This is a genomic window from Microbacterium capsulatum (assembly GCF_030865425.1).
Taxonomy (GTDB): Bacteria; Actinomycetota; Actinomycetes; order Actinomycetales; family Microbacteriaceae; genus Microbacterium; species Microbacterium capsulatum.
The window spans coordinates 166,984-182,091 of the sequence record NZ_JAVFCB010000008.1 but is presented as its reverse complement, the minus strand read 5'-3'; the positions used below and the strand labels follow the sequence as shown (position 1 = coordinate 182,091).

Genomic DNA, 15,108 nt, shown 5'->3' with positions numbered 1-15,108 from the left:
CACGTGACACTTCAGGCTTTCCCCGGGGAAGCGGCGCTCGAAGACGCCCTCACCACGCCGAGCCCGGCCCTCGTCGCCGATCTCGCCGAGGGCGCCGGCGACCTCGTGATCCTGGGCGCCGGCGGCAAGATGGGCCCGACGCTCGCGATCCTGGCCCGTCGCGGGCTGGACGCCGCCGGCCGCTCCGGCGACCGGGTGCACGCGGTCTCACGGTTCGGAGACGCGGCCGTGCGTGCGCGACTCGAGGCCGCGGGGGTGCGTGTCGTGCCGTTCGACCTCATCGAGAACGACGACTTCTCGACCCTGCCGGACGCTCCGAACGTGGTGTTCATGGTCGGGGCGAAGTTCGGCGCCGCCACCAGCCCGTCCTGGGCGTGGGAGGTCAACGCGGCCCTGCCGGATCGGGTCGCGCGGCGCTACCGCGACAGCGCGATCGCCGTGATGTCGACCGGCAACGTGTACCCGTTCGTGCCCGCCTCCTCCGGAGGCGCGACCGAGGACGTGGCCCCGGCCCCGATCGGCGAGTACGCGCAGTCGTGCCTCGGGCGGGAGCGGGTGTTCGAGTTCGGGGCGCAGGAGCGCGGGACCAGGGTGTCGATCATCCGACTCAACTACGCGATCGACCTCCGCTACGGCGTGCTGGCCGACATCGCCGGCGCGGTGCACGCCGATCAGCCGGTCTCGGTCGCGACCGCGAACGTCAACGTCGTGTGGCAGGGCTACGCGAACGAAGTGGTGCTGCGCAGCATCGGCCATGCGACCTCCGACGTGTTCACGGTGAACCTCACCGGACCCGAGACACTCAGTGTGGCCGCGGTCGCGCATCGGTTCGGCACCCTGTTCGGGCGTGATGTGCAGCTGGTGGACGAGCCGCAGCCCACGGCGCTACTGAACGACTCGCGCCGCTGCATGGCCCTGTTCGGCTACCCGTCCCTCTCCGCCGACGCCCTCATCGCGCTGCAGGCCGCCTGGGTCGAGGCGGGCCACCCGATCTCGGCGAAGCCCACCAAGTGGGCCGTCCGGGACGGGCGGTTCTGATGGCGGTCGTCCCGACGCTCCGGCCCGAGGCCGCGCGCACGCTCCGGCGCGGCGCCGTGATCCCGGCGCATCCGCTGGCGCTCACGGCGGATCGCCGGCTCGACGAACGGCGCCAGCGCGCGCTCACCCGCTACTACCTGGCGGCCGGCGCCGGCGGGCTCGCCGTCGGCGTGCACACCACGCAGTTCGAGATCCGGGATCCCGAGCACGCCCTGTTCGAGCCGGTGCTCTCCCTCGCCGCGGAGGAGCTCGACGCGCACGGCGATCCCGACGTGGTCAGGATCGCCGGCGTCGCCGGGGGCACCGGGCAGGCCGTCGCGGAGGCGGAGCTGGCGCGGTCCCTCGGCTACGACGCGGTGCTGGTCAGCCCGCGGGTCGCCGGCGCCGACGAACGCGCGCTGCTCGAACGGGCGCGGGCGGTCGGCGAGGTGCTCCCCGTCGTCGGGTTCTACCTGCAGACGGCGATCGGCGGGCCGGTGCTCGACCGCGAGTTCTGGCGCGAGTTCGCGTCGATCCCGTCGGTCGTCGCGGTCAAGGCGGCGCCCTTCGATCGCTACCGCACCCTCGAGCTCGTGCGCGGGGTCGCCGCATCCGGACGCGCGGACGAGATCGCGCTGTACACCGGCAACGACGACGCGATCGTCGCCGACCTGCTCTCCGAGTTCCACGTGGCGTCGCCGGACGGATCCCGCACCCTGCGATTCGTCGGGGGGCTGCTCGGGCAGTGGGCGGTCGGCACGCGCGCCGCGGTGTCGGTGCTCGAACTGTCGCATCGCGCCGCGTCCGGGGATCGCGACGCCTACTCCGCGCTGGGCCGGATGGCGTCCGACATGGTCGACGTGAACCAGGCCGTGTTCGATCCGGGGAACGACTTCCACGGCGTGATCGCCGGCGTCCACGAGATGCTGCGGCAGCAGGGCCTGATGGAGGGCACGTGGTGCCTCGACCCTGCCGAAGGGCTGTCGCCCGGCCAGGCCGACGAGATCGCGCGTGTGCGACAGGCCTATCCCGAGCTCAGCGACGACGCGTTCATCGCCGAGAACCGCGAGGACTGGCTCCGATGAGCTCCCCGGTGCTGGTCGCGGTCGTCAGCGCGCAGCTGATGGCCGAGTTCTTCTCGGAGGCCGACGAGGAGCGTCTGCGGGCGGCCGCCGCGGCACTGGGCGGCGGGTATCTGCGCGTCGACCGGCTCGCGGACGTGCCGGATCCGAGTGCGACGAGGGCCATCGTCACGAGCTGGGGCGCGGTGCCGTTCGACGCAGCCCTGTTGGATCGGATGCCGCGCCTCGAGCTCGTCGCGCACACCGGCGCCACCGTGAAGCCGTTCGTCACGGACGAGCTGTTCGCGCGCGGGATCCGCGTCACGCAGGCCGGACTCGCGATGGCCCGCCCCGTGGCCGAGGTCTCGCTGGCGTTCACGCTCGCCCTGCTGCACCGGCTGCCCGAGATGAACGACGCCCTGCGCGCCCGCGGCGGCTGGTACGACCCCTCGGTCGGGGCGCAGCACCAGATTCTGGAGGCGGAGATCGCGGTGATCGGGGCCTCCCGCACCGGCCGAGCGTATCTGTCGCTGATCCGTGCGCTCGGCGCCCGGCCGCTGCTGGTGGATCCCACGGTCGACGCTGCCGAGGCGAGCGCGCTCGGCGCCGAGAAGGCCGGACTCGACGACGCGCTCCGCCGCGCCAGGATCGTCGCGCTGCACGCTCCCACCCTGCCCGCGACACACCGCATGATCGGGGCGCGCGAGCTGGCGCTGATGCCCGACGGCGCAGGTCTGGTGAACACCGCCCGGTCGTGGCTCGTCGACGCGGTCGCGCTCGAGGCCGAGCTGCGCAGCGGCCGGATCTCGGCGGCTCTGGACGTCTTCGACGAGGAGCCGCTGGGCTCGGACAGCGTGCTCCGGACGCTCCCGAATGTGCTCCTCACCCCGCACCGGGCGGCCGGCACGGTGGAGGGTCGCCTGACGCAGGGCCGGATCGTGGCCGACGAGGTCGAAGCGTTCGCCGCCGGACGGCCGCTGCAGCACGGAGTCACCCGCGAACAGCTCGCCGTGATGGGCTGAGCGATGCGGGTCGCCTTCGCCGGGGTCGCGCACTCGCACCCCTTCGCCGATGCGGCGGGACTCGTCGCGCGCGGGGCGGAGGTCGTCGGAGTCTGGGACGAGGACGACCCGGCCCGGCGGATCGACTTCGCCGAGCGCTTCGCGGTTCCCGCACGCGCGGAGTTGGGCGACCTGCTCGCGCTGCGGCCCGATGTCGTGGTGGCGACGCCGCGCACGCCCCGCGCCGCCGAGGTCGCGTTCGCCTGCGCGCAGGCCGGCATCCCGGCGTTCGTCAACAAGACGGTCGCCGCGGACGCCGCAGGGCTCGCACGCTGGCGGGCGCTGCCTCCGGCGCCGCGGTTCACCTCGTCGGTGCTGCGCTTCGCGCCCGCGCTCGCCGCGTTCGCCGCCGCGCTCCGCGGTTGCCGGATCCACGCGATCGACGTGCACGCCCAGCACGACATCGCCGGGTTCCTCACGGCGGTCCGGCGCTGGCAGGACGACCCGTCCGGAGCCGGCGGCACGATGCTGAACATCGGCCTGCACGCGTGGGAGATGCTCGACGTGCTCGTCTCCGGTGCGCGCGCCGAGATCCTCTCCGCCGTGCGCACGACGGGCGGATCCGCGACCTCGTCGGAGCTGCTGGCGTCCGTGCACGCCCTTGTGGGCACGATCCCGGTGACCGTCACGATCGCCGGACTCGCCGGACCGGACCGCTACGCGGTGCGGGTCTGGACCGACCACGGCGCGCAGGAGCTCGTGCTGCCGCAGGACGGCGACGGCCTCGGCTACGGAGCGACCGCCGACGCCGTGCTGGCGCTCGCCCGCGGCATCGTCCCGATCGACCCCGAGCGGACCGCGGCCGTGTACCGCAACGCGATCGCCGCCGCCGAGGAGGCCCGGTGCGACGAAGCTCTGGGGAGAGACGGATCACTGGGGAGAGACAGGGGCGAGAACAGCCCCCTCCACGCGGGCCCGCCCGCACCGATGGCGATGACGCCGGAAGTGAGATGACATGACCGACACCATTCCGCAGGACACCGTGCACCGCGCCGAACGGCGGTCCCGACGCCTTGTGCTGGCCGGATTCGGCGCCGCAGCCGTGGGAGGCCTCGCGGCCGCCGTCGCCACGGCCGCTCCGGCGAACGCCGCGACCGGATCGGACGCCCGGAACGCGGCGTCGGTGGCGACCGTCTCTGCGCTGGCCTCGCTCACCGCGAAGGCCGATGACATGGTCGCGGTGTCCGGCTACGCCCACCCCGGCGATGGCGGCGGAGGGCTGTTCCGCTGCATCACCGCGGATCAGCCCGCGGTGAACGGCGGCACCGTGGTGCCAGGCCGGAGCGGAGCCGTCTGGGCGCGGGTGCACAGCGGCACGATCGACTTCCGGGCCTTCGGGATCTTCGGCCCGGAGACCCCCGCTGACGAGGCGCTCGACGCCCTGGTCGCCGACCAGGCCGTTGTGCGGATCGAGGCGCACACGGATCTCAACTTCGTGCGCCGGCACAAGTTCAGCCGCTCGGGCATCGCGTTCGACTTCGGCGGCCGTCTGATGACGACGGAGGGCATCGAGAAGGCCGGCAAGGACGATCCGTTCGCGGCGGTCATGTACTTCTGCGGCGAGGTGACCGCGGAGGAGCACACTGCGGCGCTCGGCGAGGGCGTTCCCGATCTCGCCGACGTGCTCCCGGTGGGGGACTCGTCCTTCTTCGCCGTCGGCGAGTGGTATGCGGCGGAGGTGAATGCGCTCTCCGGGCGGTGGGAGCGCGAGCTGCAGAAGCTCGTGCAGGTGACCCAGATCGTGGACGGATCCCACGTCCGCATCAATTACCAGATCGGCTGGCCGCTCGGCGCCGACCGCTCCATCACCTGGCGGCACGTCAAGCCGGTGCAGAACGTGGTCGTCTCGAACCTGCGGTTCCAGGGCAAGGGCACCGATGAGTACACCGGATCCCACCCGCTGGCGTTCGAGTATGCGGTGCGCTGCGACGTCGATCACATCGACGGCACCGCGACGTTCTGGCCGCTGATCATGCGCCGGTGGAACACCTCGTACACGACGGAGAGCTGCTCGCTGAAGAATCCGACATCGGTCACCTGGGGCGGCGCCGGGTACATGACTCAGCAGATCTACTGCCTGTACGGGTACGTGGCGAACAGCCGCACCTCGAACGCACGGCATCTGAACGACTTCACCGCCTCTGCGTACTGCCTCGTCGAGAACTGCCACGGCGACGGCGACGATCAGGGGCCGTTCGTGACACACGGCCAGTACGAGCACGACCTGACCTACGTCGGCAACTCGGGGCTGATGACCTTCGCGAACTCGGGCGCGCCCTGGGGATCCGCCGCGAAGCGCATCACGGTGCGCAAGCATGTCTGCTCCTGGTTCGTGGCGCGGGTCAAGGTCACCGACCTGACCCTCGAGGACGTCCGCGTGATCGGCAAGAAGGGGCTGAACGGATCCGGCATGCTCTGGATCAACGCGGACGGCGCGCAGCTGCGCGGCTGCTCCGCCACAGACACGCTCATCATCACGCAGTCATCGAGCGCATCGAAGCGGCCGACCGTGATCGAGGCGTCGGACTTCGCGTTCGCCGCAGCGGGGGATCTCACCAACGCCTCGGTGTCGGCACCGGTCACGTTCGTCGACACCGTGCTGTCCGGGGTGAACGGTGTGCGGATCGGCGGCGCGGGCCCGGTCACGTTCCGCGGCGGCCGGCTCTCCGGCGGCGACCGCGACGCGGCGTTCGGAACGCTCTCCGCGCGGCTCCGCCTCGACGGCGTCGATCTTGACGGCGTCCGGATCGACGCGGCGGGGAAGGACGCGCAGGCCGTCGAGATCCTCGGCGGATCCGCGCTGGCTACGACGAAGGGCACCGGGTTGTCGCGCAGCGGCGCGGGAGACCTCACGGTGGTCCTGGGCGACAGCACCTTCACCGGCGGTGGCACGTACGTGTCGATCGGTGCCGGCGTCAACCACTACCGGGCGACCGGCTGCCGTTTCGACGGCGGCGCGCTCGAGCTTCCGGCGCAGGGCTTCGGCGCGAAGAGCACGCTGCTGCACTCGGGCAACGTAGAGACCGGCCTCAAGCGCACGGTGCCCGCAGAGGCCGCGAACGTGGTGCTGTCGGGGAACGTCGTCGTATGACCGGCGAGCCGACCATCCGGAATGCGGTGCCCTCGGACGCGGCGGGACTCGCAGCACTCTGGGCGCGCGCGTTCACTCCGCCGCTCGCGCCCGATCAGTGGGAGACGGATCCGGAGCGGTTCGCCCACACGATCGTCGCCGTCGACGAGGCAGGGCTGGTCGGCTCGATCCACGGACTGCCCAAGCGCCTGCGGGAGGACGAGGGCGGCACCGCGCAGGTGCACGCGATCGGCAGCGTCGTGGTCGCGGACCGCGCCCGCGGCCGCGGAGTCGCGCGTCGTCTGGTGGCCGCGACGCTCGATGCGGCGCGGCGGTCGGGCGCCGACTGGGCGCTGCTGTTCACCGGCACCCCGCTGGTCTACCGCTCGAGCGGATTCGAGGCGTTCGCGATGCGCCGCACGCTCGCCGGTCCGTGGAGCGCAGACGATCCGTCGGGCACGCGGACGTCGTGGGAGGTGCGGCGCGAGGCGATCGGCCCGGGCACGACCGCCTCCTGGGCTCGCGCGTACGACGATTCCCGCGAGGGCCTGGTGCTGGCCCCGGTGCGATCATCGCTGGACTGGACGATGGCCAGGTGCGGTTGGCGGGCAAGCGCGGCTACGTCATCGAGCGCGACGGCGGGGTGCTCGGCTATGCGGTCGCGGAGGCGCGCGCGGGGCGAGGTGAGCTCGCCGAGCTGGCGGTCCCCGGATCCGCTCCGGACGGGGTGCGCGAGGCGCTGCTGGCCGCGATCGCGGACGACTGGCGGAGTGCGGCCGTGGAGGGCTGCGATCTCGCCGTGCCGGATCGGGTCGCCGACACCGCCGCCGTCCTCGCGTTCGCACCGCGCACCCGGCGCGTGCGCGACGACACCGGCATGACGCGCCCGCTCGGACGCGACCCACGCCTGACCGGGATCCGGCACTTCGATGCGGCCGACTACTTCTGACCCGGTCCCGTCCCGCCGCGAGTCACTCCTCCACGGACTCGCCCGCGGGACGTCCGCCGGCGAGCGGCGCGATCCGGTCCGCGGCCTGGGTGACGTGCGCCGCGATCACCGCGCGCACGGCGTCGGGGTCTCCGCTCGCGATCGCGTCGTAGATGAGGCGGTGGCTGCGCACGTGCTCGGCCTGCCCTGCCGGGGGGAGGGCGGCGTTCGCGGCCTGGATGAACCCGGCGATGCGTCCGCGCAGCTGCGCGTTCAGTTCGGTGACGAAGCGGTGCCCGGACAGCTCGGCGAGCGCCTCATGGAAGGCGCGGTCCTGACGCAGCACCTCGGCCATGTCGCCGATCGGGGCAGCGTCCATCGCGGTGAGGATGCCCTGCAGCCGCTGCGCCGCCGCGTCGTCCCAGCGCTCCTGCACGCGGATCGCCATGAACTGCTCCAGCACGATGCGCAGACTCGAGATCTCCTCGAGATCCTGCGCGGTGAGCTCCGCGACCCGCGCCCCGCGCCGCGGCTCCCGCACGACGAGCCGCTCCTCGGCGAGCCGGGTGAGCGCCTCCCTCACCGGGATGTGGCTGACGCCGAGCTGCTTCGCGAGCGTGCGCTCGACCAGGCGCTCTCCCGGCATCAGCTCGCCCGAGTGGATCGCAGCGCGCAGCTCGTCGGCGACCTGCTCGGCGATGTTCTGGTCCGACACCGTGCGCATGGCTCCCTCTCGCGGCTCGGCGGGCTCCGGCGAGCCGTCCTCCCGATGCTATGGCATCCGGTCCGCGGGGCGATCGACCGATGCGAGGAGACGGCCCGTGCGGAAGCAGGACGACGGAAGGTGAGCGGATGAACCAGGACATCGGGTCGACGGCGACCAGGATCGGCGACCGGATCCGCGTGCCGCGCACCCGCGTGCGCGTCGGCGTCGCGCGGCGCGACATCACGCCGCCGGTCGGGATCCGCGCCAAGAACTGGGGCCCCGCCGACTGGGAGCGCTCGGAGGGCGCGCACCGTCCGTTCACGCTCACCGCGCTCGCGCTGCTCGCGGACGACGAGCGCCCGCGCGTGCTGCTCGCCGTCGACGGCACCTGGTGGCGGCGCGTCGCCGACGAGCAGGGCGTCCGGCAGGCGATCCTGGACGGTCTCGGCCTCGCGCCCGACCAGCTCATGCTCTCGCTCTCGCACACGCATGCCGGGGCGGTGCTCTGCGCCGCCGACGCGCACCTGCCCGGAGGCGAGCTCATCCCGGGATACCTGGAGGCTCTGGCTGCCGGGGGCGTCGCCGCGGGGCGGGAGGCGCTCGACGGCGCCGAACCGGGGCTGATCGAGTGGACGCAGGGACGCTGCGCGCTCGCCGCGGACCGCGAACTCGTCCTGAACGGGCGCGCGCTGGTGGGCTTCAACCCCGAGGGCGAGGCGGACGACACGGTCGTCATCGGCCGGGTCACCGCAGCCGGCGTGGTCCGCGCGACGCTGGTCAACTACGCCTGCCACCCCACGACGCTCGCCTGGCAGAACCGCGACGTGTCGCCGGACTACGTCGGCGCCCTGCGCGAGACCGTGGAGGCCGCGACCGGTGCGCCGTGCCTGTTCCTGCAGGGCGCGTCGGGGGAGCTCGCGCCGCGCGAGCAGTACACCGGCGACGTGACGGTCGCCGACCGGCACGGCCGCTCGCTCGGGCATGCGGTCCTGGCCGCCCTCGATGCGCTGCCGGTGCCCGGCGAGGAGATCGCGCTCGACGACGTGATCGAATCGGGCGCCCCGTTGGCGATCTGGGCCGGCCGTCCCGCCGCCGCGGACGGATCCGCCGCGGGCGCGCTGACGAGCGTCGAACTGCCCCTTCGCGACCTGCCGACCCTCGACGACCTCGCCGAGGAGTGGAAGGACATCGACCCCCGCTCGCGCGAGGAGCGGCTGAGTCGTGCCCGCAACCTGCGCGACGGCTACATCGACGGACCGACCGTGCAGCACCCGGTCTGGGCGTGGCGATTCGGCGACGCGGTGCTGCTCGGGCATCCGGGCGAGGCGTACTCGCGGCTGCAGCGCACGCTCCGGGCGCGGTTCCCCGGCGTGCCGATCGTCGTGATGAATCTGACCAACGGCCCGGGCTTCGTCTACCTGCCCACCCGCGAGGCGTACGAGCGGGGCATGTACCAGGCGTGGCAGACGCCGCTGGCGTCCGGGGCGCTCGACCTGCTCGAGGATCACGCGTGCCGCGTGGTCGCCGGGCTCCTCGGCCGCTGATGCGTCCGTCCGTGCAGCCGCAGAATCCCGTGAGATGAGGAGAAACATGACCGTTCAGAAGCCCGTCGCCGTCGTGACCGGAGGAGCCGCCGGAATCGGCTGGGAGATCGGCCGGCGCCTGGCCGCCGACGGCCACCTCGTGATCGCCGCGGACCGCGTGCCGGGGCTCACCGGGTCGGGCGAGGACGCCGGGATCCTCTGGCGCGAGCTCGACGTCACCGACCCTGCGGCCGTCGACCGCGTGTTCTCCGGGATCGAGGCCGAGTTCGGCCCGATCGCGGTGCTCGTCAACAACGCCGGCATCCAGCGGCATCGCGGCATCGAGGACCTCTCCTGGGAGGAGTGGACCGCGGTCGTCGATGTGAACCTGCACGGCGTGTTCGCCTGCCTCCAGGCCGCCGGACGCCGGATGCTCGAGCACGGCGGGGGCCGCATCGTGAACATCTCGTCGGTGTCCTCGCGCGGCTCGGCCGGGCGGGCGCCGTACGCGACCACCAAGGCCGCCGTGATCGGGCTCACGGCCACCGCGGGCGCGGAATGGGCGGCGCGCGGGGTGCGCGTCAACGCCGTCGCGCCGGGCTACGTCGACACGGGCGTCTTCCGCCACGGCGTCGAGGCGGGCACGCTCGACCTCGGCACGATCCTCTCCCGGATCCCCGCGAAGCGGCTCGGCGACGCGACCGAGATCGCCGCGGCGGTCAGCTTCCTGGTGTCGGATCAGGCGGCCTACATGAACGGCCAGACGCTCTACGTCGACGGGGGCTTCATGGTCGACTACGGCGTCCCGCTCGCGAAGAAGCCGTCATGACCGGGCTCGCGGTGATCGACACGGCCACGGCCGTGCTGCCCCTGCCCGCGCCGCTGCGGCTCGGCGCCATGACGGTGACCCGCCGGGAGTACAGTGCCGTGCGCGCGACCGCCGCGGACGGCACCCGCGGCGTCGCGTACTGCCTGTCGCGCGAGGCGCCGATGGCCGAGATCGTGGGGCGGCTCGTCGCCGGGCATGCGATCGGCGCCGACGCCGACGACCCGGAGGCGACCTGGGAGCGGATGCTCCGCGGCAGCGCGATCGTCGGGCGGGTCGGCCTGGTGCGGCGCGCGATCGGCCTCGTCGACATCGCGCTGTGGGACATCGCGGCCCGTCGCGCCGGCCGTCCGCTGTGGCGGATGCTGGGCGCCGGAGACGGCCCGCGTCCCTCGATGCTCGTGGCGGCCTACCCGACGCCGGAGCGTCCGCCGCGCGCCGTCGCGGATGAGGTGCTCGCACAGGCGGGCGGCTGGACGAACGTCAAGATCTCCCGGCTGCCCGATCCCGGATACATGCGGGAGCTGATCGGGATACTGAACCGCGAACTACCCGCCGCCACGGGCCTCGTGGTCGATGCCGGCTTCGGCTGGCGCGACGCCGACGAGGCGCTCGCCGAGATCGCGCAGTGGGGCGATCCGCGGCTGGCCTGGCTGGAGGATCCGCTGCTCCCCGAGGACGTCGCAGGCTGCGCGCGCATCCGCCGAGCATCCGGTCTGCCGGTGTCGGCGGGCGACGAGGTGACGGATCCCGAGGTCCTGCGCGCGCTCGTCGACCATGCGGCCGTCGATGTGCTGCGCCTCGACGTGGTCGCCATCGGCGGCGTGACCCCGGCGCGGGAGATGATCGCGTGGGCGGCGGAGCGCGGCGTGCCCGTCTCGGGCCACGTCTCGCCCGAGGTCACCGCGCATCTCGGCATCGGCGTGGAGACCTTCGCGCGCGGCGGGAACCCCTACGACCCGGCGCCCGTGTTCGTCCGCGGCGGCCCGGACTTCGACGGGCGGGTCGTACCGCCGCAGACTCCGGGGCTCGGGTTCGAGCTCGATCCGGGGGTCTTCGACTTCGAGAGGAGCACGCGATGACGGACTCCGCCATCCGCAGCGCCGTGGTGACCGGCAGCGGCAAGGGCATCGGCCGGGCCGTGGCCGAGAGGCTGACGGCGGACGGGTGGGTCGTCATCGGCCTCGAACGCTCGGCCGGATCGGGAAGCGTCGAGTCCGGCGCCTGCGCCGCGGTCGTCCTGGGCGATGCGGCCTCCCGCGAGGCGCACCGGAGGGCGGCGGATGCGGCGATGGCCCTCGCGCCGCTGGCCGGCTGGGTCAACAACGCCGGAATCACGAAGCACACCCCGCTGCACGACCTCGACGAGGAGACGGTGCGGGAGATCATCGGCGTCAACGGGTTCGGGTACGTGTGGGGGTGCAGCACGGCCGTGTCGGCGTTCGTCGACCAGGGGATCGCGGGCGCGATCGTGAACGTCGGCTCGATCCACGGCAGGGCCAGCCATCCCGACCACGCCGTGTACGAGTTCACGAAGGGCGGGATCGACGCGCTCACCCGCAGTGTCGCCGTCACCTACGGCGGACTCGGCATCCGGGCGAACACCGTCGCGCCGGGCGGGGTCCGCACCCCGCACCTCGAGGCGCAGATCGCGTCCTCGCCCGACCCCGCGGCCGCGGAACCGGGCGCTCGCGGAGGGCCCGCCGATGGCGCGGATCGCGCGCGCGGAGGAGGTGGCCGCGCTGACGGCGTTCCTGCTGTCGGAGGAGGCGCCGTACGTCACGGGGCAGTCGATCGCGATCGATGGCGGATGGACATCCTCCTTCGGCGACGTGTCGATCGACCCCGCCCTGCGCGCACGGTTCCGTTCGGCCGGCTGACCGGGGTCAGGCTTTCAGCATCGAGGCGCGGGCGATCAGGCCGTCGACGACGTCGAACGTCGCGATGGTCTCGGTCGCGACCCCGGCGTTGACGACCTGCTCCCGCGCCACGACCCAGCGGCTGCCGAACAGCACGCTGGTCTCGATCATGCAGGACAGGTCGGGGTTCTGCAGCCGTGGCTCGTAGAACGCACGGATCGCCTGCTCTCCTGCGATCGGCTTTGGAGCGACTCCGACGATGACCGCGTCGGCGGCGTAGGTCGCGACGAAGGCGTCGAGGTCGTGCGCGTTGAACGCGTCGAGCTGCGCCTGCACGGTGTCGAGGGCGGTGCGGATCCGGTCAGTCAATGCGGACTCCTCCGTTGACGTCGTAGGTGGCCCCGGTGATGAACCGGGCGCGTTCGGACGCCAGGGCGGCGATGATCCACGCGACGTCCTGCGGTTCGCCGAACGCGCCGAGGGGGATGGATCCGGCGAGCCTCTCCCGTCCCTCGCCCTGGAGCTGGTCGGTGATCGCGCTCGCGACGGGCCCCGGTGTCACCGCGTTGACGCGGATCCCCTCGTTCGCGAGGATCCGGGCGAAGCTGCGGGTGATCGCGAGCAGGGCGCCCTTGCTCGCGGCATAGTGCATGCCGGTCTGCAGCGCGCCGACCTGGCCGGCGATCGAGGAGATGTTGACGACGGAGCGGTCGCCGTTCCCGGCCCGCAGCAGCGGGAGGACTCCGCGGGTGAGCAGGAACGTGCCGCGGGCGTTGGTCTCGAGCACCAGATCCCAGTCCTCGATCCCGATCTCGTCGAACGGCACGTACGGGCACACGCCGCCGTTGTTCACGAGCACCTCGAGCGCGCCCCAGGCGGCGGTGACCTCGGCGACGAGCCGTGCGATCGACTCCGGGCCCCGCAGGTCGAGCTGCGAGACCCGCACGTCGGGGGAGCCGGCGTCGCGGCATTCGTCGGCGACGCGGGCCGCCTCGGAGGCGCGCCCCGCGTACGTGATCCAGACGGCGCCGCCCGCACGGGCGAGTTCCAGCGCGGCGGCGGCTCCGATGCCGGAGCTCGCGCCGGTGACGAGGGCGCGGCGAGCAGTCATGTGAAAACGCTATAGCAAATGAGGATCGGAAAGAAGTCCTTGGAGCGAATCTGCTAGATGCTATAGCATTTCGTTCATGACGACGCCCCTGACGCTCATCACCGACTGCGACCTGCCCGGCGACGCCGCCGAGGGGACGCTGCGCGCGGCGGGCCTGCGCGCGGTCCGCGCCCCGGAGACCTCGGCCGACACCCTGGCCACCCTCGGCGCCGACGCTGAGGCCCTGATCGTGCAGTGGCACCGCATCGACGGCGCCCTGATGGACCGCCTGCCCCGTCTGCGCATCATCAGCAGGCTCGGCATCGGCTACGACATGATCGACGTCGCCGCGGCCACCGAGCGCGGCATCGCGGTCGCGAACACGCCGGAGTACTGCATCGAAGAGGTCGCGGCGCACACGGTCGCGATGATCATGGCGCAGGGGCGCGGGCTGGCCGCGTACGACCGGGCGGTCAGAGAGGGTGTGTGGCGGGCGGTCGATGCCCGCCCGTTCGCCGTGCGACCCTCCCGCACCACGGTTTCCGTGCTCGGATTCGGGCGGATCGGCTCGCTCGTCGCCCGCGGACTCCGCGGTCTCGGCTTCCGAGTGGTGGTCGCCGATCCGTACGCGCCGGAGCAGGCCGTCCGGGACGCCGGCTGCGAACCCGCGTCGATCGACGACGCGATCGCCGTGGCAGACCTGCTCACCCTGCACGTGCCGCTGACCGAGGAGACCCGGCATCTGATCGGCGCCTCCGCGCTCGGCCGGATGAAGCCCGGCGCGGTCATCGTGAACACCTGCCGCGGTCCGCTCGTCGACGAGGGAGCGCTCGCCGAGGCGCTGATCGACGGCAGGATCGGGGCCGCCGCGCTGGACGTCTTCGAGGTCGAGCCGCTCCCCGCGGACTCGCCGCTGCGCGCCGCCCCGAACGTGCTGATGAGCCCGCACGCCGCGTGGTACTCGCCGCAGGCGCTGGAGGATCTCCCGGTGCACGCGGCCGGCAACGTCATCCGGTTCCTCGCCGGCGACGAGGTGCCCGCGATCGTGAACCGCGCGTACGCGATCCGCTGACGGCCGTCACCCGATCCGCCCCGAAGGAGGTCCCATGGAGCTGATGCGTCTGGGAGAGCCCGGCGCCGAGCGCCCCTTCGTCCGCGACGACGCCGGCGTCGTCCGCGATCTCTCCGCCCTCACCGCCGAGATCGACGGCGCCTTCCTCGCATCCGACGGGATCGCCCGGATCCGGGACGCCCTCGGCCGCGGCGCCCTCCCCGAGGCCGATGTCGAGGGGCTTCGCGTCGGGGCACCGGTCGCCCGCCCCGGCGCGGTGATCTGCGTCGGGCAGAACTACGCCGCCCACGCCGCGGAGTCGGGAGCGGAGCCCCCCGAGCAGCCGGTGCTGTTCCTGAAGCACCCGAACACGGTGGTCGGCCCGTTCGACACCGTCCTCCTGCCGCCCGGGGCGGAGAAGGTCGACTGGGAGGTCGAGCTCGCCGTGGTGATCAGCAGGACGGCGCGCTATCTGCCGTCGCCCGAGGCCGCGCGCGAGGTGATCGCCGGGTACGCGGTGTCGAACGACATCTCGGAGCGGGCGTATCAGCTCGAGGTCTCCGGCGGGCAGTGGTCGAAGGGGAAATGCGCCGAGACCTTCAACCCGCTGGGGCCCGTGCTCGTGCCGGCCGACGAGGTCGATCCGCAGGCGCTCCGGCTCCGCTCGTCCGTGAACGGCGCGCCGAGGCAGGACTCGTCCACTGCCGACATGGTCTTCGCCGTGCTGCAGCTGGTCCAGGAGATCAGCCGGTTCATGGTGCTCGACCCGGGTGACGTGATCAACACCGGCACGCCGCAAGGCGTCGCCCTGTCGGGACGGTTCCCGTATCTGCGGCACGGTGACGAGATGACGATCGAGATCGAGGGCCTCGGTGCCCAGCGCCAGCGCGTCCGTCGGGTGCGGGCGGACTGACCG

General features: G+C 72.9%; 15 protein-coding genes and 1 pseudogene. 13 read left to right on the top strand and 3 right to left on the bottom strand.

Annotation, left to right across the window (positions count from 1 at the left end; translation table 11 throughout):
* Nucleotides 1-3 precede the first annotated feature (3 nt).
* From RBR11_RS14415 to RBR11_RS14385, 7 genes and pseudogenes are all read left to right on the top strand, one after another.
* Nucleotides 4-1,038: an NAD-dependent epimerase/dehydratase family protein gene (locus tag RBR11_RS14415; protein ID WP_308490066.1), complete on the top strand. Its 1,035-nt coding sequence runs from the start codon at nucleotides 4-6 to the stop codon at nucleotides 1,036-1,038.
* Nucleotides 1,038-2,102: a dihydrodipicolinate synthase family protein gene (locus RBR11_RS14410; RefSeq protein ID WP_308490065.1), complete on the top strand. Its 1,065-nt coding sequence runs from the start codon at nucleotides 1,038-1,040 to the stop codon at nucleotides 2,100-2,102. The genes RBR11_RS14415 and RBR11_RS14410 overlap by 1 nt, the downstream gene beginning before the upstream one ends.
* A complete protein-coding gene (locus RBR11_RS14405; RefSeq protein WP_308490064.1) occupies nucleotides 2,099-3,100 on the top strand; it encodes a hydroxyacid dehydrogenase in 1,002 nt (333 codons plus the stop codon). Before RBR11_RS14410 ends, RBR11_RS14405 begins: the two co-directional genes overlap by 4 nt.
* A gap of 3 nt (nucleotides 3,101-3,103) precedes the next feature.
* Complete coding sequence (locus tag RBR11_RS14400) at nucleotides 3,104-4,093, top strand: Gfo/Idh/MocA family oxidoreductase (protein WP_308490063.1); 990 nt, start codon at nucleotides 3,104-3,106, stop codon at nucleotides 4,091-4,093.
* Nucleotide 4,094: 1 nt separating this feature from the next.
* Nucleotides 4,095-6,230, top strand: coding sequence for a peptidase C14 (locus tag RBR11_RS14395; protein WP_308490062.1), 2,136 nt, complete (start codon nucleotides 4,095-4,097; stop codon nucleotides 6,228-6,230).
* Nucleotides 6,227-6,553: pseudogene (locus tag RBR11_RS14390) on the top strand (GNAT family N-acetyltransferase); the annotation flags it as partial. The gene RBR11_RS14395 and the pseudogene RBR11_RS14390, both read left to right, overlap by 4 nt.
* Before the next feature lie 251 nt (nucleotides 6,554-6,804).
* Nucleotides 6,805-7,158 (top strand): hypothetical protein, encoded by a 354-nt coding sequence (locus RBR11_RS14385; RefSeq protein WP_308490102.1) that lies wholly within the window; start codon nucleotides 6,805-6,807, stop codon nucleotides 7,156-7,158.
* A 22-nt stretch (nucleotides 7,159-7,180) separates the two neighbouring features.
* Here the strand turns inward: RBR11_RS14385 and RBR11_RS14380 are convergent, their stop codons facing one another.
* Nucleotides 7,181-7,861 (bottom strand): GntR family transcriptional regulator, encoded by a 681-nt coding sequence (locus RBR11_RS14380; protein WP_308490061.1) that lies wholly within the window; start codon nucleotides 7,859-7,861, stop codon nucleotides 7,181-7,183.
* 128 nt (nucleotides 7,862-7,989) lie between these two features.
* On the opposite strand from RBR11_RS14380, the gene RBR11_RS14375 reads away from it, so the two are divergent.
* Genes RBR11_RS14375 through RBR11_RS18405 form a run of 4 tightly spaced genes read left to right on the top strand, consistent with a single transcriptional unit; the run spans nucleotide 7,990 to nucleotide 12,164 of the window.
* Nucleotides 7,990-9,387 carry a hypothetical protein gene (locus RBR11_RS14375; protein WP_308490060.1) on the top strand — a complete coding sequence of 466 codons (1,398 nt, stop codon included), beginning with the start codon at nucleotides 7,990-7,992 and terminating at the stop codon, nucleotides 9,385-9,387.
* Between the two features lie 46 nt (nucleotides 9,388-9,433).
* On the top strand, nucleotides 9,434-10,195 hold the full coding sequence (locus tag RBR11_RS14370) for an SDR family NAD(P)-dependent oxidoreductase (RefSeq protein ID WP_308490059.1): 762 nt from the start codon (nucleotides 9,434-9,436) through the stop codon (nucleotides 10,193-10,195).
* Nucleotides 10,192-11,274 carry a mandelate racemase/muconate lactonizing enzyme family protein gene (locus RBR11_RS14365; RefSeq protein WP_308490058.1) on the top strand — a complete coding sequence of 361 codons (1,083 nt, stop codon included), beginning with the start codon at nucleotides 10,192-10,194 and terminating at the stop codon, nucleotides 11,272-11,274. Before RBR11_RS14370 ends, RBR11_RS14365 begins: the two co-directional genes overlap by 4 nt.
* Complete coding sequence (locus RBR11_RS18405; RefSeq protein ID WP_308490057.1) at nucleotides 11,271-12,164, top strand: SDR family NAD(P)-dependent oxidoreductase; 894 nt, start codon at nucleotides 11,271-11,273, stop codon at nucleotides 12,162-12,164. The genes RBR11_RS14365 and RBR11_RS18405 overlap by 4 nt, the downstream gene beginning before the upstream one ends.
* Here RBR11_RS18405 and RBR11_RS14355 read toward each other — a convergent pair.
* Together RBR11_RS14355 and RBR11_RS14350 are read right to left on the bottom strand one after the other, a co-directional pair.
* On the bottom strand, nucleotides 12,079-12,420 hold the full coding sequence (locus RBR11_RS14355; RefSeq protein ID WP_308490056.1) for a nuclear transport factor 2 family protein: 342 nt from the start codon (nucleotides 12,418-12,420) through the stop codon (nucleotides 12,079-12,081). The two genes, RBR11_RS18405 and RBR11_RS14355, sit on opposite strands and share 86 nt — an antisense overlap.
* Nucleotides 12,413-13,162 carry an SDR family NAD(P)-dependent oxidoreductase gene (locus RBR11_RS14350; RefSeq protein WP_308490055.1) on the bottom strand — a complete coding sequence of 250 codons (750 nt, stop codon included), beginning with the start codon at nucleotides 13,160-13,162 and terminating at the stop codon, nucleotides 12,413-12,415. Before RBR11_RS14350 ends, RBR11_RS14355 begins: the two co-directional genes overlap by 8 nt.
* Before the next feature lie 76 nt (nucleotides 13,163-13,238).
* Here RBR11_RS14350 and RBR11_RS14345 point away from each other — a divergent pair, with 76 nt between their 5' ends.
* Together RBR11_RS14345 and RBR11_RS14340 are read left to right on the top strand one after the other, a co-directional pair.
* Entirely contained in the window at nucleotides 13,239-14,213 is a 975-nt protein-coding gene (locus RBR11_RS14345; RefSeq protein WP_308490054.1) for a C-terminal binding protein, read from the top strand.
* Nucleotides 14,214-14,247: 34 nt separating this feature from the next.
* The gene (locus tag RBR11_RS14340) at nucleotides 14,248-15,105 is read left to right on the top strand and encodes a fumarylacetoacetate hydrolase family protein (protein ID WP_308490053.1); all 858 of its coding nucleotides are present in this window, start codon (nucleotides 14,248-14,250) and stop codon (nucleotides 15,103-15,105) included.
* Nucleotides 15,106-15,108 lie beyond the last annotated feature (3 nt).